The sequence below is a fragment of the Achromobacter spanius genome (assembly GCF_029637605.1).
Classification (GTDB): Bacteria; Pseudomonadota; Gammaproteobacteria; order Burkholderiales; family Burkholderiaceae_B; genus Achromobacter; species Achromobacter spanius_E.
The window spans coordinates 4,091,741-4,116,910 of sequence record NZ_CP121261.1 but is presented as its reverse complement, the minus strand read 5'-3'; the positions used below and the strand labels follow the sequence as shown (position 1 = coordinate 4,116,910).

Here is a 25,170-nt window from a genome sequence, read left to right as displayed (position 1 = left end):
GTGTCCGGACCCTGCAAGTGCCGCCGGCTACGGCAGCACAAAGGCGGCGCGCAGCCATTGCGGATGGCCGTCGTCGAACACCACCGCGTCGAAGCGGGCAGGGGGAGCCACCCCTTGCCAATGCCGCCGCGCCAATTCCGGTAGCCAGTGCGCGGCCGCGCGGGCCAGCCGAGCCTGTTTGTCGCGGCCGATGCTTGCCGCCGCGCCGCCGTAGCGCGTGCGTGCGCGGGCACGGACTTCGACGAAGACCAGCGTGTTGCCGTCGCGCATGACCAGATCGATTTCCCCGGCCCGCGTCCACAGATTGCGCGCCAGCAAGACCAGGCCGCGTGCTTGCAGCAGCCGCAGCGCGGCGTCTTCGTGGTGGTCTCCCCGGCGCTGCATGGGCGAGCGGCGCACCGGCGTGTCGCCTGGCGCGGGCGGCCGTCGGCTGCGCCGCCGCCGTTTGTCCGCGCGACGCCGGGCGGCCAGCGCCAGTTCGCAGGCCAGGCGCAAGGTATCGTCCGTCATGCAGGCTCCGAAGATGGCAGGGATTGGCGGCTACACTGACATGGTTTTCCGTGTCAGTAGGCTGCAATGAATCAAAATGTCTCACCCCCGCCCGGCGGCGATGCCTGGAGCCGCGTGGCCGACCGTGTGGCGGGGCAGCATTGGCCCGCGTCGACGCTGTACGTCGTGGCCACGCCGATCGGTAACCTGGGCGACTTGGGGCTGCGGGCCTGGCATGCCCTGCAACGCGCCGACGTGATTGCCGCCGAAGACACGCGCGCCAGCCGCACCTTGCTGGACGCCTGGGGCGTCAGCACGCCGCTCATGGCCGCGCACCGCCACAATGAAGCCACCGCCGCCCAAGCCATCTGTGAACGCCTGGCCCAAGGCCAGCGCGTGGCGCTGGTGTCGGACGCGGGCGCACCCGCCGTCAGCGATCCTGGCGCGCGCGTGGTGCGCGCCGTGCGCGACGCCGGCTTCGCGGTGGTGCCCGTGCCGGGGCCCAGCGCCGTCATCGCGGCGCTGATGGGCAGCGGCGTGACCACCGACGAAAACCCCGCCTACGCCTTTGCCGGTTTCCCGCCACCCAAGGCCGTGGCTCGCCAGCGCTGGCTACGTTCGTGGTGCGCCTTGCCCGCGCCCGTGGTGATGTTCGAATCCCCCCACCGGTTGGCCGCCACGCTGGCGGACCTGCTGGAAGTCTGCGGGCCCGACCGGCAATTGACCGTGGCGCGTGAGCTCACCAAGCGCTTTGAAGAAATCGCCACCATCACGATGGGCGAAGCGGCGGCCTGGCTGGCTGCCGACGCTCACCGCGAGCAGGGTGAATTCGTGCTGATCGCGCATGCCGCCGCCGAGCAGGAAATCGACGCGGATGCCGATCCGCGCACCGATGTATTGTTGGACGCGCTGTTGGAATCGCTGTCCGTGCGCGACGCCGCGCGGGTCGCCGCCAAGGTCACGGGCCAGCCGCGAGACGTGTTGTACAACCGGGCGCTGTCGCGCAAGAAGTCGGCGGACTAAGCCATGGCGTACCCAACTATCGTGTCAAAAAAACCCGCCGATCCGCTGGAACCCTTGGCATACCGCGACATGCCCACCCCTTTGGGGGAGCTGCGCCTGGTCGCCAGCCCGAAAGGCCTGCGTGGTGCCTGGTTCACGGACCAGGAATCGCTGCCGTCGCCTGAAGGCTGGGCGCATACGGACGCCGATCCCATCCTGGAGCAGGCGCGTCGCGAACTGGACGAATGGTTCGCGGGCAAGCGCCGCGCTTTCGACGTGGCGCTCGACCCCGTCGGCACCGCGTTCCAGCACAAGGTCTGGCAGTCACTGTGCGCACTGGATTTTGGCAAGCTCGCCAGCTATGGCGACCTGGCCCGCAGCGTGGGGCGGCCCAAGGGCGCGCAGGCAGTCGGCGGCGCGGTCGGCCGCAACCCCATCATCATCATCATTCCGTGTCACCGCGTGATTGGCGCCGATACCTCGCTGACGGGGTTTGGCGGCGGGCTCCCGCGCAAGCAGGCGCTGCTGGCCCACGAAGGCAACCGCTATGTCAGCCGCAACCCGCGCGCGCGCCGCATCTGCGACGGGCAAGCCGAGCTGCCGTGGTGAATCTGCCTTGTTAACTCTGCCTTGGTAAGCCCGAAAGCCGTCCGCGTTACTGCGTGGCGATGCTGGGCAGGATGCCGATGCGGTCCGACACTGTCGGCACCGCGTTCAACGCGCTTTGGCGGTCGGGGTACGGGCCGATCCTGACCCGGTACAGGTTGTTGGATTGATCCACCTTGGCGGGCGGCGCGCCGACCGAGCTCAGTTGCGGATTGATGCGGGCAACCAGCGATTGCGCGTTGCCGGCCTGACTGAACGCGCCCACTTGCAGATAGACATTGCCGATGCCGGCTGCCGGCGCCTGGCGTACCGGAGCCGAACCCGCGGCGGGGCCGGGCAAGGGTTCAGCCGTCAACGCTACCGGCGCCGCGGTCAACGGCGCCTGGACGGGCAACGAGCCCGTGGCGGAATCGGGTTCCGGTGCAGGCACCGCGGGCGTTCCTTGCGAGGCCAGGCGTCGGATCTCTTCCTGCGGAATGCTCTCGACCACTACCTGGCCACTACCCGGTCCGATGATGCCCAGCTTGTAGGCGGCCACGTAAGACAAATCCATGATGCGGTCGCTATGGAACGGACCACGGTCGTTCACCCGCACGATGATCGTCTTGCCGTTGACCAGGCTGGTGACGCGCGCATAGCTGGGAAGTGGCAGCGTCGTGTGGGCCGCCGTCATGGCGTACATGTCGTAGGACTCGCCGATGGACGTGGCATTGCCGTGGAACTTCTTACCGTACCAGGATGCCAGGCCGCGCTGCTTATACGCTTGGCCGCTGGTGTCCGGCACGTAGCGCTTGCCGAAAACCACATAGGGCCGGTTGGCGCCGCTGGCATAGGGTTCGATGCGGGGCACCGCATCCGGCACCTGGTCCAGGTTCGACGGCGGGTTGGCGTCCGGGCCGTCGTCCTTGTAGTACCCGCCGCCCTTTTTGCTTCCGCCGGTGGAAGAGCAGCCGGCCACGGCAATGGCCAGCAACAACATCAGGATCGGGCGCAGCGGGCGAGACAGGGTCATGCGGATTCGGTGGGCAATTGGTTTCGGTGGCGCACCAGCAAGGGGTCGTGGTCGGCGAAGCGCAGCGCCAACTGCTCCACCACATAGACCGAGCGGTGCTGGCCGCCCGTGCAGCCGATTGCCACGGTCAGGTAGTTGCGGGTGTCTTGCGTGTATTGCGGCAGCCAGCGGTTCAGGAAGCCGGCGATGTCGTCGACCATCTGCCCCACTTGCTCGTAACCGGCCAGCCAGGTGGCCACGGGTTCATCGCGCCCGGTCAGCGGCCGCAGGTTGCGGTCGTAATGCGGGTTGGGCAGGCAGCGCACGTCGAACACCAGATCGGCGTCGCCGGGCACGCCGCGCTTGTAGGCAAAGGATTCGAAGGTCAGTACCAGCGGCGCGCGGTCGGCCTGGATCAAGTCGCGGATCCAGGCGCGCAACTGACCGGGGGTCAGATCCGAGGTGTCGATCACATGTTCCTGCTCGCGCAGTGGCGCCAGCAGTTCACGTTCCAGCGCGATGCAGTCGGCAAGCGAGGGCGGCGTGCCGCCGCGTTGCAGGCGATCGGTAAGCGGATGGCGGCGACGCGATTCGGAGTAACGCTGCACCAGCGTCGAGGTGTTCGCGTCCAGGAACACCACGCGCAGGCTGGTGCCCATGGAACGCAGCGCCGTCACGACGTCAGGCAGTTCGGCGAGTTCGCCGGGTGAGCGGACGTCGATTGCCACGGCCACGCGCTCCAAGCCTTCATCGCGTGCGTTGGCGATGAATTCGGTCAGGAAGCGCACAGGCAAGTTGTCGACGCAGGTGTAGCTGGCGTCCTCAAGCATGCGCAAGGCAACTGATTTTCCCGAACCCGAGATACCGGTGACTAGGACGACTTTCAACATGGACATGATTGTGGCACGCTTTTCCAGGACGATGCAGGCGAGAAGGCATCTGGTATGGCCGTAAATCGGGAATCTGCGCCTGTACCCTTTCTTGCTCCATCGCTTAAGCTTACGGGCCGGATACTTGATCGATTCACTGACCAGCCCCGCCGCCATGCTCTCGGGGGATAGGAATTCGACCTAGATGTTAGCGCTCATTTCCTTTCGTAGTGTTTCACTGCCGCGGTTTGGGGCGATTTTCCGCGTGTTCGCGGCGGCCGTTGTGGTCTTTACGACAAGCCCCGTGCACGCGCAGCCAGCGTCGCCCGCCGCCCCGCCTTCAGCCCCTTCCATACCCGCCAGCGCAAGTCCCGATGCGTTGAAGCCTGATACCTTGCAGCCCGACACCATGGCGGCCCGCGTTGCGGCCTGTACCGCCTGCCATGGTGCGCAGGGCCGGGCGGGCGCCGACGGGTACTACCCGCGCCTGGCCGGCAAGCCGCAGGAATACCTGTACCACCAGTTGCTGAATTTCCGCGACGAGCGCCGTCAGTACCGGCCCATGTCGCATCTGCTGGCGGGTCTACCCGACGACTACCTGCGCGAGATGGCCGCGTATTTTTCCGAGCAGCATGTGCCCTATCCGCCACCGGCGCGCGCGGAGGTATCCCGCGCCACGCTGGAGGCCGGCCGCAAGCTGGCCTTGCAGGGCGACGCGGCTCGTGGCCTGCCTGCCTGTGCGTCCTGTCACGGCGCCGCGCTCAGCGGCCTGATGCCCGCCATTCCTGGATTGCTGGGTTTGCCGCGTGACTACATCGGTTCGCAGATCGGCAGTTGGAAGACCGGGCTGCGCCGCGCCGCCGCGCCGGACTGCATGGCCGACATCGCCAACAAGCTCACCCCGGCCGACATCGGCGCCCTGGCCGCGTGGCTGTCGTCACAGCCCGTCACCGAGCCCTACGCGCCAGAAAGCGCGGGGTCGCTGCGCTTGCCCGCGGAATGCGGCAGCCAGGCGCAACGCTGATCCGGGGGCCATGATGAAACTGCTGAAGAAAATCCTGACTGTCGTGTTGTTGGCGTGTGTCGTGACGGTAGGCGGCCTGGTTTGGCTGGGCACGCGCGACGACACCAGCACGGGCCCTGCCGCCACGGCAGACGCAGGCACGCTGGTCGAGCGCGGCCGCTATCTGGCGCTGGCCGGTAACTGCATGGCCTGCCACACCAGCCGAGGCGGCAAGGCGCTGGCGGGCGGCACGCCGATCCCCACGCCATTCGGCACGGTGTACGGCCCGAACATCACGCCTGATGAAAAAACGGGCATCGGCACCTGGACCGCCGACGACTTCTGGCAAGCGCTGCACAACGGTAAATCCAAGGACGGCACGCTGCTGTATCCGGCCTTCCCCTACACGGAATACACCCGTGTCACGCGGGCCGATGCCGATGCCTTGTACGCCTACCTGCGCAGCGTGCCGCCGGTGAGCCAGCCCAGTCGCCCGCCCGATATGGCGTTCCCCTACGACCAGCGCGCCTTGCTGGCCGCGTGGCGTGCGCTGTATTTCAAACCGGGCGTGCAAGAGGCCGACGCGGGGCAATCAGTGCAATGGAACCGCGGCCGCTATCTGGTCGAAGGCCTGGGGCATTGTGCCGCCTGCCATACACCGCGCAACAGCCTGGGGGCGACCCGGTCGTCCGATGCGTTCACGGGCGGCATCATTCCCGTGCTGGATTGGTATGCGCCGCCGCTCACCAACGATAGACAGACCGGCATGGGCCGCTGGACGGCGGCCGACATCGCCGCCTTGCTCAAGACCGGCATCTCGGTCCATTCGAGCGCCAGCGGTCCGATGGCTGAAGTTGTGCTGGGCAGCACGCAGCACCTGACGGATGACGACGCGCTGGCGATTGGCGTCTACATCAAGTCCCTGTCGGCGACGCCGCCTTCCACGCCACGCTCAACGGCGGCGGCAGCGCCCGCGGCAATGGAGTTGGGCAGCAAGATCTATCGCCAGCATTGCGCGCAATGCCATCAGCCGCAGGGTCAGGGCAGCGGCAACGCGTGGCCGGCGTTGGCGGGCAACCCGACGGTGACGGCGCCGTCGCCGGTCAACGCCATACGCATGGTGTTGGACGGCGGCTATGCGCCCGCCACGGTCGCCAACCCACGGCCGCATGGCATGCCGCCGTTTGGCCAGATCCTGAACGACAGTGACATCGCCATGCTGGTGTCCTACATCCGCAATAGCTGGGGCAACGAAGCAGGCGGCGTTACCGCGCTTGAGGTCAAGCGGGCGCGCGCGTCGTCCACCTTGAACTAAGGCCGGCTAGCGGCGACGCGCGTTCACTTGCTGCTTTGCAGGATCGCCATGGCCTGGCGTTCCATGAATTCGCCCAGCGTATCGATGCCGCGCAGCTTCAGGATGGTATTGCGCACGGCGGCTTCCACCAGCACGGCCAGGTTGCGGCCGGCTGCCACTTGCAGCATCACCTTGCGCACGGGCAGGCCCAGCATGTCTTGCGTGATGTCTTGCAGCGGCAAGCGTTCGAACTTGTCTTGCGCGGTGGCGCGCACCAGATGCACGATGAGCTTCAGGCGCATCTTCCGGCGTACCGAGGTCTCGCCGAAGATGGTGCGGATATCAAGCAGGCCCAGGCCACGAACTTCCAGCAGGTTTTGCAGCAGTTGGGGACAGTGGCCTTCGATCATGTTGGGCGCGGTGCGGGAGAATTCCACGGCGTCGTCGGCCACCAGGCCGTGTCCGCGCGAAATCAGTTCCAGCGCCAGTTCGCTCTTGCCCAGGCCCGATTCGCCGGTGATCAACACCCCCAGACCCAGCACGTCCAGGAACACGCCATGCACCGTGGTGGTGGGCGCCAGCTTCTTACCCAGGTAGATGCGCAGCAGGTCGATCAGTTGCGCGGCGGCCACCGGGGTGGACAGCAGCGGCACCTGATGCTGGTCGCATTGGTCCACGAGGTCTTGCGGGGGCGTCAGGCCATCGGCCAGCAGAATGGCGGGCACGCCGCCGATCAGCAGCTCGTCCATGTGGTGCATGCGGCGGCGCAGGTCGAAGCGGGTGTAGTACGCCAGCTCTTCCTGCCCGAACACCTGGATGCGGGACGGGTGGATCAGGTTCAGGTGGCCAACCAGGTCGGCGGCGGCCATGCCGTCATCGGGAATGGCGCGGTCCGCGGCGCCTTGGCCGGATATCCAGTTAAAGGGGATTTTGTCGGCGTTGTCGTCGACGAGTTCCTGCACCGTTAGCATGGCTGCGTGTCCGCGAGGGTCAGAGTTTGCCGGTCGTGAGCATTTTGTGGACGATGGCCGGATCGGGCTCGGTGGCCAGCGCTTCACGCAACGCCTTGTTCGACATCAGCTGTGCCAGTTCGGCCAGGATGTCCAAGTGCTGTTGCGTGGCCGTTTCCGGCACCAGCAGGCAAAGCAGCATCGACACCGGTTGCCCGTCGGGCGCGTCGAACGAAATGGGCTGGGCCAGGCGGATGAATGCCGCCAGCGCCTGCTCCAGTCCTTTCACGCGGCCATGCGGAACGGCCACACCCTGCCCAAGGGCAGTGGAGCCAAGACGTTCCCGGGCAAACAGGCTGTCGAACACGAGCGCGCGTGCCAAGCCATGGTTGTTTTCAAAAAGAAGGCCAGCTTGTTCGAACGCTCGTTTCTTGCTCGTGGCGAGCATATCGAGCACGACGTTGCCGGCGGGTAGGATGCGCGACAAATGATTCATCGGATCATTATATGGTTATATGACGCAGTGCAATAAATTGGCCTTGCGCCGCGCTCATGGAATGGGCGGCGGACGGTACGGCAAGAGCGACAGCATAGTCTGATCGCGGCGCATTGTGGGTTTTCCGGCATTCGGGCCAACCCTGGGGACGCGGGATCGACCGCCCACACGCAATGAGCGCGACGCAAGGACCTGGGCCAGTGCAAGCCGAGAATTTTGGGGACAAATCGAGGGGGCAGGGCGAAGGGGAAACTACGGAGGGGGGTACTGCGAGAAGGGTACTGCGGGGAGCTTTGCCGATGCCCCGACTGGACTGACGTCTAGCGGGACACCGGGACTTAGGCAGGATTTTTACAATCGCTGTTTAGCGTATCGCTCAGGGCGAGTGATCATGAAGCGCGTTACTGCTGGGGTGGCGAAAGGTTCGCCGCTTGCCGCTTCACGGACTCCGCTGAGTGACTTCGTACCTTGTCCTTGTGCTTGATGACCTGACGGTCGACTTTGTCAGCAAGAAGGTCTATGGCCGCATAGAGATTTTCATCGGTAGCTTCACAATGAATGTCCTTACCGCTTAGACGCATGGTGATTTCGGCTCTATGCCGCAGGGGCTCTACCGAGAGCATGACCTGGGTATCGATGACGTGATCGAAATGCCGCAGCACTCGCGCCAGTTTGTTCATGACATATTCCCGGATTGCCGGGGTGACGTCGAGGTGACGACCGCAGATGCTCAGGTTCATAGTGTGCTCTCCTTCTAAAAGAGAAAAAATGGTTGCGCGAAATGCGCGGTGAGGTCGTTAGGCGTTCTCCTTGATTGGGTGGCTACGTTTAGTACTAGTGTATAGACTCGGGCCGATAAAACAAGCTGACCTAGCGCAAGAACATGGCATTTTTATGGCGGACGCCCTAGGGTGTATTTGCCCTTGTCCCCAGAGGGAACTAGGGGTCTTCCCCAGGGTGCCGATTACATGCGGAAGTGCTCGCCCAGATACACGCGGCGCACGGCCGGATCGCCCACGATTTCGTCAGGGTGGCCGTCGGTCAGTACCTTGCCTTCGCTGATGATGTAGGCGCGGTCGCAGATGCCCAGCGTTTCCCGCACGTTGTGGTCGGTGATCAGCACGCCGATGCCACGGCCCTTCAAGAAACGCACGATGCGCTGGATTTCAATGACGGCGATGGGGTCCACGCCGGCGAAGGGTTCGTCCAGCAGGATGAAGCGCGGGCTGGTTGCCAGGGCGCGCGCGATTTCCACGCGGCGGCGTTCGCCACCCGACAGCGAAATCGCGGCATTGCTGCGGATATGGCCGATCTGCAGCTCTTCCAGCAGGGCCTCCATCTGTTCATTGATCTTGGGCGTGGAAAGCGGACGGCCATCGGCCCCCACTTGCAGCTCAAGCACGGCGCGGATGTTCTGTTCGACCGTCAGGCGGCGGAACACGGAAGCGTCCTGGGGCAGGTATGACAGACCCATGCGCGCGCGCTTGTGGATCGGCATTGCGGTGATGACGGCGCCGTCGATTTCAATGCGCCCCGCGTCCGCCGGCACCAGGCCCACGATCATGTAGAAGCTGGTGGTCTTGCCGGCGCCGTTGGGTCCAAGCAGTCCCACGACTTCGCCACTGACCACGGACAGGGACACATCCTGCACCACGGTCCGGCCGTTGTAGGTCTTGCGCAAACCGGTTGCGCGCAGGCTGCCCTGCTTGACCCCGGAAGGGGCGGAGGTCACGGGGGTGGGCACAGAAGGTTGGTTCATCGTAGGTGCGAGTGGTGTTGCGTGGGGGGCGCTTTTAGCGCCCTTTCTTGGCGGCTTGCTGCTTGCGGCATTCGGCCACGGCGGCATCGGACTTGGCGCGCGGTTCGGCAACCGAACGCACGCGGCCGCCCGCCGCAGCGGAGTTGGGGCCGCCCTGGGCTTCGTAGGTGCCGGTTTTTTCGTTGTAGCGTATCCGTTCGCCGCGAATCGTGTCGAACGGTTTGCCACAGACGTAACGGACCACGACAGCCTGGCCGATCAGGTCGAACGTGCTTTTCGTGCCATCGTATTCGGCGCGCAAGCCCTTGCCTTCGATAAGCTCAAAGGTCTCGGGGCGTTCCTGGCGTATGGTCACAACCTTGCCCTTGTTGGCCGTGGCCGTGCCGTATTGGCCGCCTTGGGCGTCCTCATGCATTTCCAGCGTGTCGGAGGTCAGCGTCATCAGGCCGCGCGTCATGTTGACGTTGCCGGTGAACACGCTTTTCTTGTTGACGTCGTCGTAGTGCAGGGTGTCCGACAGGATCAGCGTGCTGGGCTCTTCGGCCGGCTTGGCCGCGGGTTCCGCCGCGTAGGCGGGCGCAAGCACCGAGGCCGACAGCAGGACGGCGCCCAGCAGGCGGGTCGTCGGGGCAAAGAGAGTCCGAAGGTCGGTCATGGTTTCTTTTGGTCAGTGTTGTTGGCGGGAATCTCGGTGCGGCGCTGTTGCCTGCCTTCGGAACCGGCGATCTCAACATCCGTCGACGCCGACACCTGCAACTGGCGTGTCTTGTTGTTGTAGTGCATGCCCTTGCCGTTCATGCGTGAACGGCCCTTGATGACTTCGGCGGGCAGGTCCGTGTAGACCACATCTTCGTCAGGCAGGATGATCAACTGCTGGCTGCGCACGTCGAGCACGTCGTTGTTGGCGTCGGGCTGGCGGTGCACATGGGCGTCGCCATTCATGACGATGCGCTTGCCGCCTTGCTCCATCACGGCTGTTTTCGATACGCCTACCGTGACCGGGTTGTCTTCGCGCTGGCCCACCGCGCGCGGGGCGGTGATGTGATACGAATCGTCGTCGGGGAAATGTTCCGCGTATTCGCCCTCCAGTCGGTTGATCGGGCGGCCGGTGGGGTCCGTGCGCAGCATGACGAAATCGCGCGACCAGGCGTCCATCTCGTGGGTGATGCGGCGGGGCGGATCCACCTGGATGGCCCGCTGCGCGTAATCGGCGGCCCACCATGAACTGGTGACCAGCACCAGCAGCAGGAACAGCGCGATCAGGGAAGGAAAACGTTCTTTCATCAGTGTCGCCGCAAGGGCGTGTCGGGGTTCGGGGCCGTCATTGGATGGCGCCCGGGCCTAACAGGCCCGGCGCCGCCAGGAACGCGCCCAGGCGTCCTTGGGATGCCAGAAGCAGGTCGCAGCATTCGCGCACCGCGCCGCTGCCGCCGGGCTGCGTGGAGACCCAATGTGCCGCCTGGCTGACGTAGCCGGGTGCGTTGGGCACGCTGGCCGAAAAGCCGGCGCGCTGCATGGCCGGCAGGTCGATGATGTCATCGCCCATATAGCCGGTTTGATTCAGTTGGACACCAGCGCGCTGCGCAAGTTCGGCCAGCGCCGAACCTTTGTCGCGCACGCCCTGCACCACTTCCGAGATGCCAAGTTCGGCGGCACGGCGCGCCACGATGGGGCCGGAGCGGCCCGTCATCAGCGCCACCGTCAAGCCCCCTTCCATCAGGAGGCGCAAGCCGTGGCCGTCCAGGGCGTGGAAGCGCTTTTGCAGTTCGCCACCTTCGCCGTAGTAGAGGCTGCCGTCGGTCAGCACGCCGTCCACGTCGAACACCATCAGGCGCACGGTGGCGGCGCGGTCGCGCACGGTGGCGGGAATGCGGGCCAGGACCAGCGCTTCGGCCGGGTGAGTCACGGAAGCAGGAAGAGTCATAGTCATACCACTTTAGCGGCCATCAGATCATGCATGTGCAAGGCGCCCAGCAGCGCGCCGTCGGCGTCCAGCACCAGCATCTGGCTGAGCCGCAGCTCGTCCATGTGCTGGGCGGCCTCGGCGGCCAGCGCGTCGGGGGGAATGCTGCGCGGAGACCGGGTCATGCCGGCCTCCACAGTCAAGCTTCGAATATCGCCGTGGCGGGCGATCAGGCGGCGCAAGTCGCCGTCGGTGAAGATACCCAGCGGCCGGTGTTGGGCGTCGGTCACGACCGTCATGCCCATGCCCTTGGCGGACATGACTTCCAGCGCTTGCGACACGGGGGTGCCCGCCAGCACGATGGGCAGGGCGTTGCCCTGGCGCATGACGTCGCGCACGTGGGTCAGCAGGCGGCGGCCCAGCGCGCCGCCGGGGTGCGACCGCGCGAAATCCTGCGGGCCGAAGCCGCGCGCTTCCAGGCAGGCAACCGCCAGGGCGTCGCCCAGGGCCAGCGCGGCCGTGGTGCTGGCCGTGGGCGCCAGGTTGAGCGGGCAGGCTTCCTGCGCCACGCTGCCGTCCAGGTGCACGTCGGCCAGCAGGGCCAGTTCAGATTGCGGGTTGCCGGTAATGGCCACCAGCTTGGCGCCCATGCGCCGGGCCACGGGCAGAATGGTCAGCAGTTCCTGGCCGGCGCCCGAATACGACACGGCAATCACCACGTCATCCTGCGTGATCATGCCCAGGTCGCCATGCACGGCTTCCGCGGCGTGCACGAAGAAAGCGGGCGTGCCGGTCGAGGCGAACGTCGCGGCGATCTTGCGCGCGATGTGCCCGGTCTTGCCGATGCCGGTGACCACGACGCGGCCCCGGCAGGCCAGCAGCATGGCGACGACCTGGGTGAATGAGTCGTCCAGCCGCGCGGACAGGTCCAGCAGACCCTGGCTTTCGACTTGCAACGTTCTGCGTGCAGATGCCAGCGCGGCATCGGACGATGTGATGGGATGATCAGTCATTCAGGGATTTTAATATCAGTAGGCGGGTTTGCCCCGGGCAGGGGCGTATGGCATCCTGGCGGAACTTTTTTCAACGGCTTTCAAATCCTTCTATCCCGGCCCATTCCATGTCCAGTATCTCCAGCCCCGTTCTTGGCACGCCCCTGTCCCCCCTGGCCACCCGAGTCATGTTGCTCGGGTCCGGCGAGTTGGGCAAAGAGGTCATCATTGCCCTGCAAAGGCTGGGCGTGGAAGTCATTGCGGTGGATCGGTATGCCGACGCGCCGGGCCACCAGGTGGCGCACCGCGCGCATGTGGTCTCCATGACCGACGCGGACGCCTTGAAGAAGGTCATCGAGCAGGAACGGCCGCACGTTATTGTCCCCGAAATCGAGGCTATTGCCACCAGTTTGCTGGTGGAACTGGAAGCGGCGGGCGTGGCCCGCGTGACGCCGACGGCCCGCGCCGCCCAATTGACCATGAACCGCGAGGGCATCCGGCGCCTGGCGGCCGAGACGCTGGGGCTGCCCACGTCCCCCTACCGTTTTGTCGACACCGAGGAAGAATTGCGGGCCGCCATCGACGGTGGCATCGGCTACCCCTGCGTCATCAAGCCGGTGATGTCGTCCTCCGGTAAGGGCCAGTCCGTGATCAAAAGCGCCGATGACGTGGCGCAGTCGTGGCGCTACGCCCAGGAAGGCGGGCGGGTCGGCGGCGGCCGGGCCATTGTTGAAGGCTTCATCCGCTTCGACTACGAAATCACGCTGCTGACGGTGCGCGCCCGTGGCGCCGACGGCACCGTCGAAACCCAATATTGCGAACCCATTGGCCACAAGCAGGTCGACGGCGACTACGTGGAAAGCTGGCAGCCGCATCCCATGTCGCCCGCCGCGCTTGCGCGCGCTCGCGAAATCGCCCTGGCGGTCACATCCGACCTGGGCGGGCTGGGCATCTTCGGTGTTGAGCTGTTCGTGGCGGGGGACCAGGTGTGGTTTTCGGAAGTCAGCCCGCGGCCGCATGACACCGGCATGGTCACCATGATCACCCAGACCCAGAACGAATTTGAACTGCACGCGCGCGCTTTGCTCGGGCTGCCGGTGGACACCAGCCTGCGCCAGCCGGGCGCCAGCAGCGTCATCTATGGCGGCGTGGACGCGGCTGCCGTGTCGTTCCACAACGTGGCCGAAGCGCTGGCCGAGCCGGGCACGGACATCCGCCTGTTCGGCAAACCGGAATCCTTCGTCAAGCGCCGCATGGGCGTGGGACTGGCCGTGGCGGAGGACGTGGCCGCCGCGCGCGCCAAGGCCAAGCGCGTTTCCGCCGCAGTCGCCGTCAAGGCAGGCTGACCGGCCCGATTGAATCCCCGGGGGCTTTTGTCCCTGTTTACAGCCACCGCGCCTTTGGGCCCGGTGGCTGTTTGCTTTTTGCGACACGGTTTGCGCTGACGAACAGTTTGTTCGATAATTTCAGGAATTTCTGAAAGCGGTGTAACTGTATCTGTCAGCGACGCCGCCATGTTTGATCTCCCTGGCGTCGATACTCATGGTTCTTACCGCTCAAAACGAACGTTTCGTCCTGCACTTTGGCGAAATGGGCAGCCGTTGGGGCGTAAACCGCACCGTCGGCCAGATATACGCCCTGCTGTTCCTGCACCCCGACCCCCTGAATGCCGACGAAATCGCCGAGACGCTGGGGTTTTCTCGCTCCAACGTCAGCTTGGGGCTGAAGGAGTTGCAGTCGTGGCGCCTGGTCAAGCTGGTGCACCAGGTGGGCGACCGCCGCGACTACTTCGAGACGCCCAAAGACGTCTGGGAAATCTTCCGCATCCTGATGGAAGAAAAGCGCAAGCGCGAAATCGATCCCACCCTGACCCTGCTGCGCGACACCCTGCTGGAAACACCGTCAGGGCCCAATGACGCTTACGCGCAACAACGCATGACCGAAATGCTGGAGCTCATCGAATTGTCTTCCGGATGGTTCGATGAGGTTCAACGCCTGCCCCCGGAGACCTTGCAAAAGCTCATGCGACTGGGTTCGCAGGTGCAAAAGGTGCTGGGCTTCGCCGGCAAACTGCGGGGCAAGGACTGAGCTGCCATGCACCCAAATTTTTCAGGAAACCGCTATGAAGTTGTATCCATCGCCCGTAACATGGCGCCAGAGTCGGCCTGGGAACCATGCCGGTTGCCGCGGTGTCTCGACTGCTTGGGAGCGCCCCAATGATTGATCTTGACGTCGTCAACCTGTCGCGATTCCAGTTTGCCGCGACCGCGCTTTACCATTTCCTGTTCGTTCCCCTCACGCTTGGCCTGTCGTTCATGCTGGCCATCATGGAAAGCGTGTATGTCATGACCGGCCGCCCCATCTGGAAACGGATGACCATGTTCTGGGGCACGCTGTTCGGCATCAACTTCGCGCTGGGCGTGGCTACCGGTGTGGTGATGGAATTCCAGTTCGGCATGAACTGGTCCTACTACAGTCACTACGTGGGCGATATTTTCGGCGCGCCGCTTGCGCTGGAAGGGCTGATGGCCTTCTTCCTGGAAGCCACCTTCGTCGGCCTGTTCTTCTTCGGTTGGAATCGCATGTCCAAGGTCAGCCACCTGGTGGTGACCTGGTTGGTGGCATTCGGCACCAACTTCTCGGCGCTGTGGATCCTGATCGCCAACGGCTGGATGCAGAACCCGGTGGGCGCCATCTTCAACCCCGACACCATGCGCATGGAGATGACCGACTTTGCCTCGGTGATCTTCAACCCCGTGGCGCAGGCTAAGTTCGTGCACACGGTCAGCGCCGGCTACGTCGCGGGCGCCATGTTCGTGATGTCGATCAGCGCCTGGTATCTGCTGAAGGGCCGTCATACCGACCTGGCCAAGCGCTCGATGGCGGTGGCTGCCAGCTTCGGTCTGGCCGGTGCGTTGTCGGTGGTGGTGCTGGGTGACGAAAGCGGTTACCTCACCACCGAGCATCAGAAGATGAAGATCGCGGCCATGGAGTCCATGTGGGAGACCGAGCCCGCGCCCGCGTCCTTCAACCTGTTCGCGATTCCCAACCAGGCCGAGCGCAAGAACGACTTCGCCATCGAGATCCCGTACGTCATGGGCATCATCGGCACCCGTTCGCTCACCACGCCGCTCTTGGGTATCAACGACCTGATCCTGCGCGCCGAAAACCGCATTCGCGACGGCATGGTGGCCTATGACGCCTTGCAGAAGATCCGCGCCAATCCCAAGGATGTGGACGCGCGCATGGTCTTCGACAAGACCTGGCCGGACCTGGGCTACGCCCTGCTGGTCAAGCGCTACCAGGAAGACATGAGCAAGGTCACCGAGGCCGACATCAAGCAGGCCGCGATCGACACCGTGCCGAATGTGGCGCCGCTGTTCTGGGCGTTCCGCATCATGGTGGCGGTGGGCATGTACCTGATCCTGTTCTTCGGCGTGGCCTTCTGGCTGGCCTCGCGCGGGCGTCTGGACAGCCGCCCGGGCCTGTTGAAGGTGGCGCTGTGGAGCCTGCCGCTGCCCTGGGTCGCCATTGAAAGCGGCTGGTTCGTGGCCGAGTACGGCCGCCAGCCCTGGGTGATCGAAGGGGTGCTGCCGACGTATTACGCGGCATCCGGCCTGACCATTGCCGACCTGGCAATCAGCCTGGCCATCTTCCTGGTGCTCTACACCGTTCTGCTGATCATCGGCGTGAAAGTCATGTTGCACGCCATCAAGGCGGGTCCGAAATCCGATGGGCCGGTGGCGGGCAACGCCGCCGCCGATCCTGTGCGCGCCGCCGTGCGCGCCTAAGGGGAGAGACGCAGATGGATACCCTTATTCCTTTCGACTATGGCACCTTGCGGGTGATCTGGTGGGTGCTGCTGGGCGCATTGCTCATCGGCTTTGCCGTCATGGACGGCTTTGACCTGGGCGTGGCCGCCTTGCTGCCCGTGGTGGCCAAGACCGACGCCGAACGCCGCATCGTCATCAACGTTGTCGGCCCGGTATGGGAAGGCAACCAGGTCTGGCTGATCACGGCGGGCGGCGCCATCTTTGCCGCCTGGCCCTTGTTGTATGCCGCATCCTTCTCCGGCTTCTACCTGGCGATGATGCTGGTGTTGATTGCGCTGATCCTGCGCCCCGTGGGCTTCAAGTACCGCAGCAAGATGGAAGGCACGCGCTGGCGCAATCGCTGGGACGGCGTGCTGTGCTTTTCGGGCGTGGTGGCTTCGCTGGTGTTTGGCGTGGCCATGGGCAACATCATTCTGGGCGTGCCGTTCACGTTCGACCCGGTGACGCTGCGGCCCATCTATGAAGGGCATTTCTATCAGCTCTTCGCGCCGTTCGCCTTGTTGGCCGGCGTGCTCAGCGTGGTGATGCTGGCCATGCATGGTGCGGTGTTGCTGGCCTGGCGCACCGACGATCCCGTGTCGTCCCGCGCGCGCAACTGGGGCCGTCTGGCGGGTTTGCTGACTGCCGCGCTGTTCGTCGCGGGTGGCTTCTGGGTGGCCGGCGACATTGGCGGCCACACCATCACCAGCGCGGTCAACGCGAATGGGCCGTCGGACCCCATGCTCAAGACCGTGGCGGTGCAGACCGGCGCCTGGATGGCCAACTACGCCACCTGGCCCTTGATGTGGATTGCGCCCGTGCTGGGCGTGGGCGGCGCGCTGTTGGTGGCGCTGCTCTTGACCGTGCGCGCGAATATGCTGGCCTTTCTGTCGTCGGCGCTGTCGATCACCGGGGTGATCCTGACGGTGGGCTTCGCGTTGTTCCCGTTCGTCATGCCGTCCTCGACCAAGCCGCAGGCCGGCCTGACCATCTGGGACGGATCGTCCAGCCAACTGACGCTGTGGATCATGGTGATCGCGGTTGCCGTGTTCCTGCCGATCGTCACGCTTTACACCGCCTGGGTGTATCGCGTGATGCGCGGCAAGGTCACCCATGAATCCGTGGGCGACACGCCCAACTCATACTAAAAGGAGTCCAATCCATGTGGTATTTCTCGTGGATACTCGGTCTGGGTTTGGCGTGTGCCTTCGCCATTCTCAATGCAATGTGGTTCGAGCTGCGCGAGGGTCAAACGCATGACCCGCGCGCCAACCGTGACGACGAGTGAGCGGCGGCACTAGCAGCCTAGAGCACGATCCTTCGGCAAGTTTGCAGAAACCGCCGCGCGAGCAGTCGCGGTGGTTGATGACGCTTGCCAAGTCGGCCAGGCTTCCCTTGATGCTGGCAGGCGGCGCGCCGCTCGTCAGCGGCGCCTTGCTGGTGGTTCAGGCATGGCTGCTGGCCAGCGTGCTGGACGCGGCGATCATGCAAGACGTGCCGCGCCAGGAATTGTTGGCCAGCATTGTGGGCATCGCCGCCTTGATGCTGCTGCGCGCCACCATTACCTGGGCGGCCGAGCGCGCGGGCGCGGACGCGGCCGAACGCATCAAGCGCCACGTGCGCCAGTCGCTGTTTGCGCGCATGGTCGCCAAGGGGCCTTACTGGAGCCGGGGCAAGGCGTCTGGCGAACTGGCCAGCGCGGTCGTGGATCAGGTCGAGGCCCTGGATGGCTTCTTTGCCAAGTACCTGCCCGCCATGGCGGCCGCCGCGATGTTGCCGGTGGCGTTTTCGGTATTGCTGCTGCCGGTGGATGTGGTTGCCGGGCTGGTGTTGCTGATCACCGCGCCCTTGATTCCCCTGTTCATGGCCTTGGTCGGGTGGGGCGCGCAAGGCGCCAGCCGCCGCCATTTGCGCGCCTTCGCTCGTTTGTCCGGGTTTTTCGCGGACCGTCTGCGTGGCTTGTCCACGCTGAAGCTCTATGGGCGCGCCGACGCCGAAGCGGCTTCGGTCGTAGCGGCCAGCGACGCGTTGCGCCAACGCACGATGTCGGTGCTGCGCATTGCGTTCCTGTCGTCGGCCGTACTGGAGTTCTTCGCGGCCTTGGGCGTGGCGGGCGTGGCCGTGTATATCGGTCTGACGTACCTGGGGTTTTTGGATGTGCGCTGGTCACCTCTGACGTTGCAGGCGGGCCTGTTCTGCCTGTTGATGGCGCCGGAGGTCTATGCGCCGCTGCGTCAATTCGCAGCGCACTATCACGACCGCGCCACGGCGCTGGCTGCCGTCACGCAGATCGCCGTATTGTTCGATGGCCTGCCGCAAGAGGATGGCGCGCCCAAGCCTGTGCATGGCGGCCGCGCTTCGACGGTAATGTCGTCGGGCGCGGGCCTGGCGGTGTCCGGCTTGACCATCCTGGCGCCAGGACGGTCGCAAGCCGTTTTGTCCGAGGCGTCGCTGACGCTGGCGCCCGGCGAGCACGTGGCGTTGATGGGGCCTAGCGGTATCGGCAAGTCCACGTTGATCGAGGCCATCGCGCGGCTGCGCCCCTGTCAAGGCGAGATTCTTATCGACGGCCAGCCTTTGGCCGACTGGGATGAAACCGCATTGCGCGGCCGGGTCGCCTTGATTGGACAGACACCGCAATTGCTGGCCGGCTCCATCGCCGACAACATCCGGCTGGGCTGTCCCGGCGCGTCCGACACCGATGTGCAGGAAGCCGCGCGACGCGCCTGTGTGCTTGAGTTCGCGGTCGCGCTGCCGCAACGCCTGGATACGCAGCTGGGCAGCCGAGGCCAGGGCTTGTCTGGGGGGCAGGCGCAGCGCGTGGCGCTGGCGCGCCTGTTCCTGCGTGACCCCGGCCTGATCCTGCTGGATGAACCCACGGCGCATCTGGACGAGGCAACCCAGGCGCGGCTGCTGGATGAAATCCTGACGTTCTCCGTCGGCCGCACCTTGCTGCTGGCGACGCATTCTGCCGCGGTGGCGGCGCGACTGGGCCGTGTCGTGCGGGTGGTGGGCGGGAAGGTGGAAGACGCATGAAGAATCTGTTGTTGCTGTTGCCCTTGTATGCGCGCCGAAAAGGCGGGCTTTTACTCGCATTGTTCTGTGCGCTGGCAACCGTTGCCGCAGGCGTTGGGCTGCTTGGCGTTTCGGGTTGGTTCCTGACTGGCGCCGCGATCGCGGGCGCAGGCGGCGTCTTTAATCTGTTTGCGCCGTCAGCGCTGGTGCGCGGGCTGTCTTTCCTGCGCATCGTGTCCCGTTACGCGGATCGTGTGGTGGGCCATTCAGCCACTTTGCGTCTGCTGGCGGACTTGCGCGCCACGGTGTTCGGCGCCTTGATTCGCTTGACGCCCCGCCAACTGGCGCGCTATCGCAACGGCGATCTGGTCGCTCGCATGACGGGCGACGTCGATGCCTTGGATACGGTGTTCCTGTTTGTGCTGGCGCCCCTGGCGACGGCCGTGCTGGCGGGGGCGGTACTGACCGCCGTGTTGGGCATGTGGGTGCCTGCCGCCGCGCTGGCATTTGCGCTGGCATTGCTGACCGCCTGTGTGTTGGTGCCCCTGTGGCTGCTGCGCGCCGTGCGCAAGCCGGGCGCGGCCGCGCAGGAAAGCGCGGCGGGACTGCGCGCGGCAACCTTGGATGCGGTGGACGGCCACGCGGACATGGTGGCGTTGCACGCGCAAGCGCAGACGGCCGAGCATTTTGAACGCTTGTGTGAGGCCAGTGCGCAGGCTCGCCGAAGCCAGGCGCGTGTAGCCGCAAGAGGGCAGTGGTTCTTGCAGGTGGCGGCGGGGGTGTCGGTGCTGGCGTTGTTGTGGTTCGGCTTGGGGACGCACGAAGCGGGCGGCATCGAAGGGCCGGTGCTGGCGGGGCTGCTGTTGGCCGTCATCGGCATTTTTGAAGTGGCGGGGCCGATCATGCGGGGCGCTTCGCGCATGGGCTCCGCCATGACGGCGGCGGCGCGCATCCGGGACGTTACACAGGCACAGCCCGACATGCACGACCCGGCCACGCCGCGCCCCTTGCCGGCCGCCGGGGCGCTGGAGTTGGTCGGCGTCAGCTTCTGCTATCCCGCCCGGTCGGTGGGCGCCAGCCCGGTGGTGCTGGATGGCATCGATCTACGGGTGGAGCCGGGCGATCGCGTGGCAATCCTGGGTGCCAGCGGCGCGGGCAAGTCCACCTTGTTGCACTTGATCCTGCGCTTGGAAGACCCGCAGGCGGGGCAGGTGCGCTTTGGCGGATGCGATGCGCGCGACGCCATGCAAAGCGACTGGCATCGGCGCATTGCCTTGCTGTCGCAGGATGCGCCCGTGTTTCTGGGCACCCTGCGCACCAATCTGCTGATTGGTGATGCCTCGGCCGACGACGAGGCGTTGTGGCGCGCCTTGGATGCGGCCCGGCTGGGCGACTTTGTGCGCGCGCTGCCGGAAGGGTTGGACACCTGGGCGGGAGAAACGGGGTCGCAGTTGTCGGCGGGGCAGGCGCGCCGACTGTGCCTGGCGCGCGCACTGCTGTCGCCAGCCGCCGTGCTTGTGCTGGACGAACCCACCGCCGGTTTGGACGCCGTGGCGGAAGCTGACTTCTTCAATGACCTGGAGCGCGCGGTGCAGGGACGCACCGTGGTGCTGGCCACGCACGCGGCCTTGCCTCCCGGCGCGATGGACCGTTGCCTGCAATTGCGCAATGGTCGATTGCATGACGTGTCATCGCAGGCGGCAATCCTGGCTTAAGCGCGGTGGCAAGGTTATAGTTCGCCTTGCTTCAATTCTTCAGGCCCGCCTTTCATGCAGACCGACAACGCCGAGGCCATCCGGCGCACCATCCGCAGCGTTCCGGACTGGCCCCAACCCGGTGTCACCTTCCGCGACATCACGCCCGTTCTGCAGGACCCGCGGGCGTTCCGGGTTCTGATCGATCTGTTCGTTTACCGCTATATGCGCCAACGCCTTGACCTGGTGGCGGGTGTGGACGCGCGCGGTTTCATCGTGGGCAGCGTGCTGGCCTATGAACTCAACCTGGGTTTCGTGCCGGTGCGCAAAAAGGGCAAGCTGCCTTTCCGTACGGTGGCCGAGGAATATTCGCTGGAATACGGCAACGCGGCGGTTGAGATGCACACGGACTCCGTGCGCACCGGTCAGCGCGTACTGCTGGTCGATGATTTGATCGCCACGGGCGGCACGATGCTGGCCGCGATCAAGCTACTGCAACGCCTGGGCGCGAATGTGGTGGAGGCCGCGGCGATTATTGATCTGCCTGATCTGGGCGGATCGGCGAAAGTCGCCGCAACGGGCACGCCGCTGTTTACGGTTTGCCAGTATGGAGCGGATACGCCATAGGGGTTGCTGGTAACGGTGGAGTGATGGGTTTCGCGTGGGTTGGGGTGGGGTGCTTGACGCGGGTTTCTTGCGCTGCATTCATCCTAGGGTTTGCCGTTTTATTCGCCGTTGCTTGATGGGTTTCGCGCGAATTGGGGTGGGGTTCTTGGCGCGGGTCTCTCGCGCTGCACCCATCCTACGGTTGTCGGTAGGATGGGTGTGGCGCGCGGCGGTGTGCATTGGGAATGCAATGCTGATCGCGCGAACCCATCAGGTGACCGTCGCGTTGTGGGTGAATTTGCTAGGTGTTCATCGCTGCGGTGTGGCTGAATTTTTGTTTGTTCAGCGGCTGCTTGATGGGTTTCGCGCGAATTGCGGTGGGGTGCTTGGCGGCGGATTCCTCGCGCTCCACCCATCCTACGAATCCGACAATCTCGGTTGGATGAAATCCAGGAACGCCTTGGTTTTGGCGGGCAGCATGCGCGAGGGTAGCAACGCGAATAGCGGCAGGGGCGTGAGGCTCCAATCGGGTAGCACGCGCACCAGGCCCGCTTGATTGATGGCGCGTTCCATCGCGTCGAATACCAGCAGCGGCGTAATGCCCAAGCCCTGGCCGGCCAGCCGCCCCAACATGCCCACGTTGTTTGCCGACAGCCTGCCCGACACTTGCACGCGCTCTACCTTGTCGCCCGAATGCAGCATCCAGAAGGACGATTCCTCGCGCATCGTGGGGCGCAGGCATTCGTGGTGGCTGAGGTCCGCCGGTACGCGCGGCTCGCCGTAGCGCGCCAGATAGTCCGGCGACGCATACAACTGGTGCGCCATCAGCACGATCTTGCGTGAGATCAGGCTCGAATCGGGTTGCTGCCCGAAGCGCAGAACCAGGTCGAACGGATTGCTGATGGGGTCGATTGGACGCATGCTCAGATCGAAATCGCATTCGATGTCGGGGTGCTGTTCGCGGAACTCGCGAATGACCGCGGGCAAGAACAGTTGCGCCAGACTGGTGGGTAGTGAAATGCGCAAACGCCCTTTGGGCTGCACCGCCATGTCCAGCAATTGGTCATGCGCGATGCGCGCTTCTTCGACGATGTGCCGGCAGCGTTCGAAATAGATGGCGCCGGCTTCGGTCAGATCGATTTTGCGCGTGCTGCGGTTCAGCAGCCGCATCCCGACGCTGCGTTCCAGTTCACTGACGCGGCGCGAGAGCGTGGATGTCGGAATATTCAAGGCTTCGGCGGCGTGGCTGAAGTTCTTGCGCTTGGCGACTTCGACAAAGAGCGCGATGTCGTTAAGCTGGATATCCATGGGGCCTCGAGTCTATAAATTCCATTTCTGGCAGGTTTGTATGATAAATGGATTTATTGTCCCGTCAGCGAAAATGTCTATTCCCGCGTGACGAACATCTGCTTCCGAAGGCTCTCAAGCCGAATTTCTCTGTCCGGCTTGCGGCAAGCTGAATGCCTGTAGGGCTTACGGCACGTCGAGGCCCATGGGGATGCGCAGAAGTTGCGCAAATTTCTGCGGCATTTGCCGGATGCAACGAGCAATTGTCCCACTCGTGAAAATATGTTCACCAAAATAAGGGTTTTTACTAGGCTTGAAACCCCAGATACTTCGTCCCAGCAATCAAACAGTCACAAAGCCGTTGCCATTCTGGCAGCAGACGCTGTGCAAGGTTTAGGATGGAGTCATCACAATGAAAGCACTAGCAAGCGCACTTATGGTCACCGCAACCCTGGTTGGCATGTCCGCCGCCCACGCCGATGGCAAGACGCGTGAGCAGGTTCAGCAAGAATTGCAAGCCGCCAAGGCCGCCGGCCAGGTCACGTTTGGTGAACTGGATTACCCGCCCGCCACGGTGCAGCAAACCAGCCTGACGCGCGATCAGGTCCAACAAGAACTGCAAGCCGCGAAGATCGCCGGCCAAGTCACCTCCGCCGAACTGGACTACCCGCCCAAGGCCGCCGTGTCGCAATCGGCAGGCAAGTCGCGCGAACAAGTCCGCCAGGAATTGGCCGAAGCCAAGGCCAGCGGCGAATACACCTTTGGTGAGTTGGACTACCCGCCCAAGGGCAAGTAAGGCTGCAAGCCAGGCTTGTACCTGCGCCTGGATGGTCACGAAACCCCTTGAGACGCCAAGGGGTTTTTTTGTCTTCGTCGAAGCAATGGTGGCCGCGATGGCGTGGTGATTGTGGGACAACACTGTGGTGTTTACGCCGCAACACTGTACGCAGCCGCCAACAACTGCTGTCGAAAATTCTTGTGCCGTGACGCTGCCGCGCCTTGCACCCCTCTCAATAGCGAGCAAATATTCGTATTTGTTTTCAAGGCGTTAACGAGAGCCTGAGGAGAACCTGCGGGTCTTTTGAAATGTCAGCCGGCTGTCATTATCCCAATCGTGGAAAGTAGTTCGTCGAAATCGGTGTTACTTAGAGTTGCATCAGGATGGACACTGGATTTAGTGCAGACGCCGCTTGCGGATTGCAGCGGCACGCAGCGCCCCGTCGCCTGGACGGCGCGACTGCGCATGCCTTTATCTCGCCATTTTGGGGACTTACATGAAGAAGACGCTATTGGCCGTTGCGTTGCTGGCAGGCTTTGCCAGCGCCGCGCAAGCCGCCGACTCCGTAACGCTGTACGGCTTGATCGACGCGGGTATCGGTTACGAGCAAGTGAAATTCAACGGGGCCAAGCAAAGCCGTTTTGGCGGCGTTCAGGGTGTCAGCAGCGGCTCGCGTTTCGGCCTGCGCGGCACGGAAGACCTGGGTGACGGCCTGCGCGCCGTGTTCACCCTGGAAGGCGGCTTCGGCCCCATGAATGGCAAGTCAGCCCAGAACGGCCGCCTGTTCGGTCGCCAGGCGACCGTGGGCCTGGACAGCGATTCCTGGGGCCGTTTGGAATTCGGTCGTCAGACGAACCTGGCGTCGAAGTACTTCGGTTCGATCGACCCGTTCTCGACCAGCTACAACACCGCCAACATGGGCACCACGTTCGGCAGCGCCAACACGATGCGCCTGGACAACATGGTGCTGTACCAAACCCCCAGCCTGGGCGGCTTCAAGGCCGGTGTCGGCTATTCGTTCAGCGCGGACGACACCGTCAGCGACACCACGCAGACCGGCTTCGCCACCGGCGACAACAACCGTGTGCTGACCGTTGGCATGCAGTACGTGAACGGCCCCTTGAACCTGGCCGCGGCCTATGACCGCTTCGACCCGACCAACGATCGCGTTGGCGGCAAGAGCGCGGCACGCATCCAGGAATACATCATCGGCGGCACATACGACTTTGAAGTCGTGAAGCTGGCTGCCGCGTTTGGCCAAACGCGCGACGGCTGGTTCGTGGGTCAGAACATGGGCACCACGCCGGAAGGCATGAACACGCTGGGTTCGTTCAAGCTGGCCGACGGCTTTCGCGCCAACTCGTACATGATCGGCGCCACCGTGCCCTTGGGCCGCCACGCCGTGTTCGGTTCCTGGCAGCGCGCGACCGCCGGCAACGACAAGCTGACGGGCGATGACGCCACGTTCAATGTCTACAGCCTGGGCTACACCTACGACTTCACCAAGCGCACCAACCTGTACGCCTACGCCTCCTATGGCGACAACTACGCGTTCCAGCACGACGCCCGCGACACCGCCGTTGCCGTCGGTATGCGCCACCGTTTCTAAGCGACGGGGCGCCTG

At 64.5% G+C, this 25,170-nt stretch carries 26 protein-coding genes; 14 read left to right on the top strand and 12 right to left on the bottom strand.

What is annotated here, in order from left to right; all coding sequences use genetic code 11:
* Positions 1-27: 27 nt before the first annotated feature.
* Positions 28-510: a YraN family protein gene (locus P8T11_RS18310; RefSeq protein WP_268080646.1), complete on the bottom strand. Its 483-nt coding sequence runs from the start codon at positions 508-510 to the stop codon at positions 28-30.
* Between the two features lie 66 nt (positions 511-576).
* On the opposite strand from P8T11_RS18310, the gene rsmI reads away from it, so the two are divergent.
* Both rsmI and P8T11_RS18300 read left to right on the top strand, forming a co-directional pair.
* Positions 577-1,512 (top strand): 16S rRNA (cytidine(1402)-2'-O)-methyltransferase, encoded by a 936-nt coding sequence (rsmI, locus tag P8T11_RS18305; RefSeq protein WP_268080647.1) that lies wholly within the window; start codon positions 577-579, stop codon positions 1,510-1,512.
* Positions 1,513-1,515: 3 nt separating this feature from the next.
* Positions 1,516-2,100 carry a methylated-DNA--[protein]-cysteine S-methyltransferase gene (locus P8T11_RS18300; RefSeq protein ID WP_268080648.1) on the top strand — a complete coding sequence of 195 codons (585 nt, stop codon included), beginning with the start codon at positions 1,516-1,518 and terminating at the stop codon, positions 2,098-2,100.
* A gap of 46 nt (positions 2,101-2,146) precedes the next feature.
* Here the strand turns inward: P8T11_RS18300 and P8T11_RS18295 are convergent, their stop codons facing one another.
* Both P8T11_RS18295 and rapZ read right to left on the bottom strand, forming a co-directional pair.
* The gene (locus tag P8T11_RS18295; protein ID WP_268080649.1) at positions 2,147-3,109 is read right to left on the bottom strand and encodes a septal ring lytic transglycosylase RlpA family protein; all 963 of its coding nucleotides are present in this window, start codon (positions 3,107-3,109) and stop codon (positions 2,147-2,149) included.
* The gene (gene rapZ / locus P8T11_RS18290) at positions 3,106-3,978 is read right to left on the bottom strand and encodes an RNase adapter RapZ (RefSeq protein WP_268080650.1); all 873 of its coding nucleotides are present in this window, start codon (positions 3,976-3,978) and stop codon (positions 3,106-3,108) included. Before rapZ ends, P8T11_RS18295 begins: the two co-directional genes overlap by 4 nt.
* Before the next feature lie 184 nt (positions 3,979-4,162).
* Between rapZ and P8T11_RS18285 the strand changes: the two genes are divergently transcribed.
* Together P8T11_RS18285 and P8T11_RS18280 are read left to right on the top strand one after the other, a co-directional pair.
* The gene (locus P8T11_RS18285; RefSeq protein ID WP_418910291.1) at positions 4,163-4,981 is read left to right on the top strand and encodes a c-type cytochrome; all 819 of its coding nucleotides are present in this window, start codon (positions 4,163-4,165) and stop codon (positions 4,979-4,981) included.
* A gap of 13 nt (positions 4,982-4,994) precedes the next feature.
* Positions 4,995-6,275: a cytochrome c gene (locus P8T11_RS18280; RefSeq protein ID WP_268082331.1), complete on the top strand. Its 1,281-nt coding sequence runs from the start codon at positions 4,995-4,997 to the stop codon at positions 6,273-6,275.
* Positions 6,276-6,298: 23 nt separating this feature from the next.
* Here P8T11_RS18280 and hprK read toward each other — a convergent pair whose 3' ends face one another.
* From hprK to P8T11_RS18240, 8 genes are all read right to left on the bottom strand, one after another.
* The gene (hprK, locus tag P8T11_RS18275; RefSeq protein WP_006216298.1) at positions 6,299-7,225 is read right to left on the bottom strand and encodes an HPr(Ser) kinase/phosphatase; all 927 of its coding nucleotides are present in this window, start codon (positions 7,223-7,225) and stop codon (positions 6,299-6,301) included.
* A 19-nt stretch (positions 7,226-7,244) separates the two neighbouring features.
* On the bottom strand, positions 7,245-7,700 hold the full coding sequence (locus P8T11_RS18270; RefSeq protein WP_259250969.1) for a PTS sugar transporter subunit IIA: 456 nt from the start codon (positions 7,698-7,700) through the stop codon (positions 7,245-7,247).
* Between the two features lie 401 nt (positions 7,701-8,101).
* Positions 8,102-8,440, bottom strand: a complete 339-nt coding sequence (gene hpf, locus P8T11_RS18265; RefSeq protein WP_050446225.1) for a ribosome hibernation-promoting factor, HPF/YfiA family — start codon at positions 8,438-8,440, stop codon at positions 8,102-8,104.
* 224 nt (positions 8,441-8,664) lie between these two features.
* A complete protein-coding gene (gene lptB / locus P8T11_RS18260) occupies positions 8,665-9,459 on the bottom strand; it encodes an LPS export ABC transporter ATP-binding protein (RefSeq protein ID WP_050446226.1) in 795 nt (264 codons plus the stop codon).
* Positions 9,460-9,493: 34 nt separating this feature from the next.
* The gene (lptA, locus tag P8T11_RS18255) at positions 9,494-10,114 is read right to left on the bottom strand and encodes a lipopolysaccharide transport periplasmic protein LptA (RefSeq protein WP_268080651.1); all 621 of its coding nucleotides are present in this window, start codon (positions 10,112-10,114) and stop codon (positions 9,494-9,496) included.
* On the bottom strand, positions 10,111-10,743 hold the full coding sequence (gene lptC / locus P8T11_RS18250) for an LPS export ABC transporter periplasmic protein LptC (protein ID WP_268080652.1): 633 nt from the start codon (positions 10,741-10,743) through the stop codon (positions 10,111-10,113). Before lptC ends, lptA begins: the two co-directional genes overlap by 4 nt.
* 37 nt (positions 10,744-10,780) lie before the next feature.
* Complete coding sequence (locus P8T11_RS18245; protein ID WP_418910292.1) at positions 10,781-11,389, bottom strand: KdsC family phosphatase; 609 nt, start codon at positions 11,387-11,389, stop codon at positions 10,781-10,783.
* Entirely contained in the window at positions 11,386-12,375 is a 990-nt protein-coding gene (locus P8T11_RS18240) for a KpsF/GutQ family sugar-phosphate isomerase (RefSeq protein WP_259250964.1), read from the bottom strand. Before P8T11_RS18240 ends, P8T11_RS18245 begins: the two co-directional genes overlap by 4 nt.
* Before the next feature lie 107 nt (positions 12,376-12,482).
* Between P8T11_RS18240 and purT the strand changes: the two genes are divergently transcribed.
* The 8 genes from purT (at position 12,483) to P8T11_RS18200 (ending at position 21,502) form a co-directional block, all read left to right on the top strand.
* Positions 12,483-13,700, top strand: a complete 1,218-nt coding sequence (gene purT, locus P8T11_RS18235; RefSeq protein ID WP_268080654.1) for a formate-dependent phosphoribosylglycinamide formyltransferase — start codon at positions 12,483-12,485, stop codon at positions 13,698-13,700.
* A 196-nt stretch (positions 13,701-13,896) separates the two neighbouring features.
* A complete protein-coding gene (locus P8T11_RS18230) occupies positions 13,897-14,442 on the top strand; it encodes a GbsR/MarR family transcriptional regulator (RefSeq protein ID WP_268080655.1) in 546 nt (181 codons plus the stop codon).
* Between the two features lie 128 nt (positions 14,443-14,570).
* Positions 14,571-16,145: a cytochrome ubiquinol oxidase subunit I gene (locus tag P8T11_RS18225; protein ID WP_268080656.1), complete on the top strand. Its 1,575-nt coding sequence runs from the start codon at positions 14,571-14,573 to the stop codon at positions 16,143-16,145.
* A 14-nt stretch (positions 16,146-16,159) separates the two neighbouring features.
* Entirely contained in the window at positions 16,160-17,314 is a 1,155-nt protein-coding gene (gene cydB / locus P8T11_RS18220; RefSeq protein ID WP_268080657.1) for a cytochrome d ubiquinol oxidase subunit II, read from the top strand.
* 14 nt (positions 17,315-17,328) lie between these two features.
* Positions 17,329-17,454 (top strand): cytochrome bd-I oxidase subunit CydX, encoded by a 126-nt coding sequence (cydX, locus tag P8T11_RS18215; RefSeq protein WP_268080658.1) that lies wholly within the window; start codon positions 17,329-17,331, stop codon positions 17,452-17,454.
* A gap of 77 nt (positions 17,455-17,531) precedes the next feature.
* On the top strand, positions 17,532-19,202 hold the full coding sequence (cydD, locus tag P8T11_RS18210) for a thiol reductant ABC exporter subunit CydD (RefSeq protein WP_268080659.1): 1,671 nt from the start codon (positions 17,532-17,534) through the stop codon (positions 19,200-19,202).
* The gene (gene cydC, locus P8T11_RS18205; protein ID WP_268080660.1) at positions 19,199-20,896 is read left to right on the top strand and encodes a thiol reductant ABC exporter subunit CydC; all 1,698 of its coding nucleotides are present in this window, start codon (positions 19,199-19,201) and stop codon (positions 20,894-20,896) included. The genes cydD and cydC overlap by 4 nt, the downstream gene beginning before the upstream one ends.
* Before the next feature lie 54 nt (positions 20,897-20,950).
* The gene (locus P8T11_RS18200) at positions 20,951-21,502 is read left to right on the top strand and encodes an adenine phosphoribosyltransferase (RefSeq protein WP_050446237.1); all 552 of its coding nucleotides are present in this window, start codon (positions 20,951-20,953) and stop codon (positions 21,500-21,502) included.
* 396 nt (positions 21,503-21,898) lie between these two features.
* Here P8T11_RS18200 and P8T11_RS18195 read toward each other — a convergent pair whose 3' ends face one another.
* Positions 21,899-22,789: a LysR family transcriptional regulator gene (locus P8T11_RS18195; RefSeq protein ID WP_268080661.1), complete on the bottom strand. Its 891-nt coding sequence runs from the start codon at positions 22,787-22,789 to the stop codon at positions 21,899-21,901.
* A gap of 391 nt (positions 22,790-23,180) precedes the next feature.
* Here P8T11_RS18195 and P8T11_RS18190 point away from each other — a divergent pair, with 391 nt between their 5' ends.
* Both P8T11_RS18190 and P8T11_RS18185 read left to right on the top strand, forming a co-directional pair.
* A complete protein-coding gene (locus tag P8T11_RS18190) occupies positions 23,181-23,564 on the top strand; it encodes a DUF4148 domain-containing protein (RefSeq protein WP_268080662.1) in 384 nt (127 codons plus the stop codon).
* A gap of 478 nt (positions 23,565-24,042) precedes the next feature.
* On the top strand, positions 24,043-25,155 hold the full coding sequence (locus P8T11_RS18185) for a porin (protein WP_268080663.1): 1,113 nt from the start codon (positions 24,043-24,045) through the stop codon (positions 25,153-25,155).
* The last annotated feature ends 15 nt before the right edge of the window (positions 25,156-25,170 follow it).

Excerpts from the sequence above, each read along its gene's own strand:
- P8T11_RS18310 (WP_268080646.1), bottom strand. The coding sequence starts at position 510 with ATGACGGACGATACCTTGCGCCTGGCCTGCGAACTGGCGCTGGCCGCC.
- rsmI (WP_268080647.1), top strand. The coding sequence starts at position 577 with ATGAATCAAAATGTCTCACCCCCGCCCGGCGGCGATGCCTGGAGCCGC.
- P8T11_RS18300 (WP_268080648.1), top strand. The coding sequence starts at position 1,516 with ATGGCGTACCCAACTATCGTGTCAAAAAAACCCGCCGATCCGCTGGAA.
- P8T11_RS18295 (WP_268080649.1), bottom strand. The coding sequence starts at position 3,109 with ATGACCCTGTCTCGCCCGCTGCGCCCGATCCTGATGTTGTTGCTGGCC.
- rapZ (WP_268080650.1), bottom strand. The coding sequence starts at position 3,978 with ATGTTGAAAGTCGTCCTAGTCACCGGTATCTCGGGTTCGGGAAAATCA.
- P8T11_RS18285 (WP_418910291.1), top strand. The coding sequence starts at position 4,163 with ATGTTAGCGCTCATTTCCTTTCGTAGTGTTTCACTGCCGCGGTTTGGG.
- P8T11_RS18280 (WP_268082331.1), top strand. The coding sequence starts at position 4,995 with ATGAAACTGCTGAAGAAAATCCTGACTGTCGTGTTGTTGGCGTGTGTC.
- hprK (WP_006216298.1), bottom strand. The coding sequence starts at position 7,225 with ATGCTAACGGTGCAGGAACTCGTCGACGACAACGCCGACAAAATCCCC.
- P8T11_RS18270 (WP_259250969.1), bottom strand. The coding sequence starts at position 7,700 with ATGAATCATTTGTCGCGCATCCTACCCGCCGGCAACGTCGTGCTCGAT.
- hpf (WP_050446225.1), bottom strand. The coding sequence starts at position 8,440 with ATGAACCTGAGCATCTGCGGTCGTCACCTCGACGTCACCCCGGCAATC.
- lptB (WP_050446226.1), bottom strand. The coding sequence starts at position 9,459 with ATGAACCAACCTTCTGTGCCCACCCCCGTGACCTCCGCCCCTTCCGGG.
- lptA (WP_268080651.1), bottom strand. The coding sequence starts at position 10,114 with ATGACCGACCTTCGGACTCTCTTTGCCCCGACGACCCGCCTGCTGGGC.
- lptC (WP_268080652.1), bottom strand. The coding sequence starts at position 10,743 with ATGAAAGAACGTTTTCCTTCCCTGATCGCGCTGTTCCTGCTGCTGGTG.
- P8T11_RS18245 (WP_418910292.1), bottom strand. The coding sequence starts at position 11,389 with ATGACTATGACTCTTCCTGCTTCCGTGACTCACCCGGCCGAAGCGCTG.
- P8T11_RS18240 (WP_259250964.1), bottom strand. The coding sequence starts at position 12,375 with ATGACTGATCATCCCATCACATCGTCCGATGCCGCGCTGGCATCTGCA.
- purT (WP_268080654.1), top strand. The coding sequence starts at position 12,483 with ATGTCCAGTATCTCCAGCCCCGTTCTTGGCACGCCCCTGTCCCCCCTG.
- P8T11_RS18230 (WP_268080655.1), top strand. The coding sequence starts at position 13,897 with ATGGTTCTTACCGCTCAAAACGAACGTTTCGTCCTGCACTTTGGCGAA.
- P8T11_RS18225 (WP_268080656.1), top strand. The coding sequence starts at position 14,571 with ATGATTGATCTTGACGTCGTCAACCTGTCGCGATTCCAGTTTGCCGCG.
- cydB (WP_268080657.1), top strand. The coding sequence starts at position 16,160 with ATGGATACCCTTATTCCTTTCGACTATGGCACCTTGCGGGTGATCTGG.
- cydX (WP_268080658.1), top strand. The coding sequence starts at position 17,329 with ATGTGGTATTTCTCGTGGATACTCGGTCTGGGTTTGGCGTGTGCCTTC.
- cydD (WP_268080659.1), top strand. The coding sequence starts at position 17,532 with ATGACGCTTGCCAAGTCGGCCAGGCTTCCCTTGATGCTGGCAGGCGGC.
- cydC (WP_268080660.1), top strand. The coding sequence starts at position 19,199 with ATGAAGAATCTGTTGTTGCTGTTGCCCTTGTATGCGCGCCGAAAAGGC.
- P8T11_RS18200 (WP_050446237.1), top strand. The coding sequence starts at position 20,951 with ATGCAGACCGACAACGCCGAGGCCATCCGGCGCACCATCCGCAGCGTT.
- P8T11_RS18195 (WP_268080661.1), bottom strand. The coding sequence starts at position 22,789 with ATGGATATCCAGCTTAACGACATCGCGCTCTTTGTCGAAGTCGCCAAG.
- P8T11_RS18190 (WP_268080662.1), top strand. The coding sequence starts at position 23,181 with ATGAAAGCACTAGCAAGCGCACTTATGGTCACCGCAACCCTGGTTGGC.
- P8T11_RS18185 (WP_268080663.1), top strand. The coding sequence starts at position 24,043 with ATGAAGAAGACGCTATTGGCCGTTGCGTTGCTGGCAGGCTTTGCCAGC.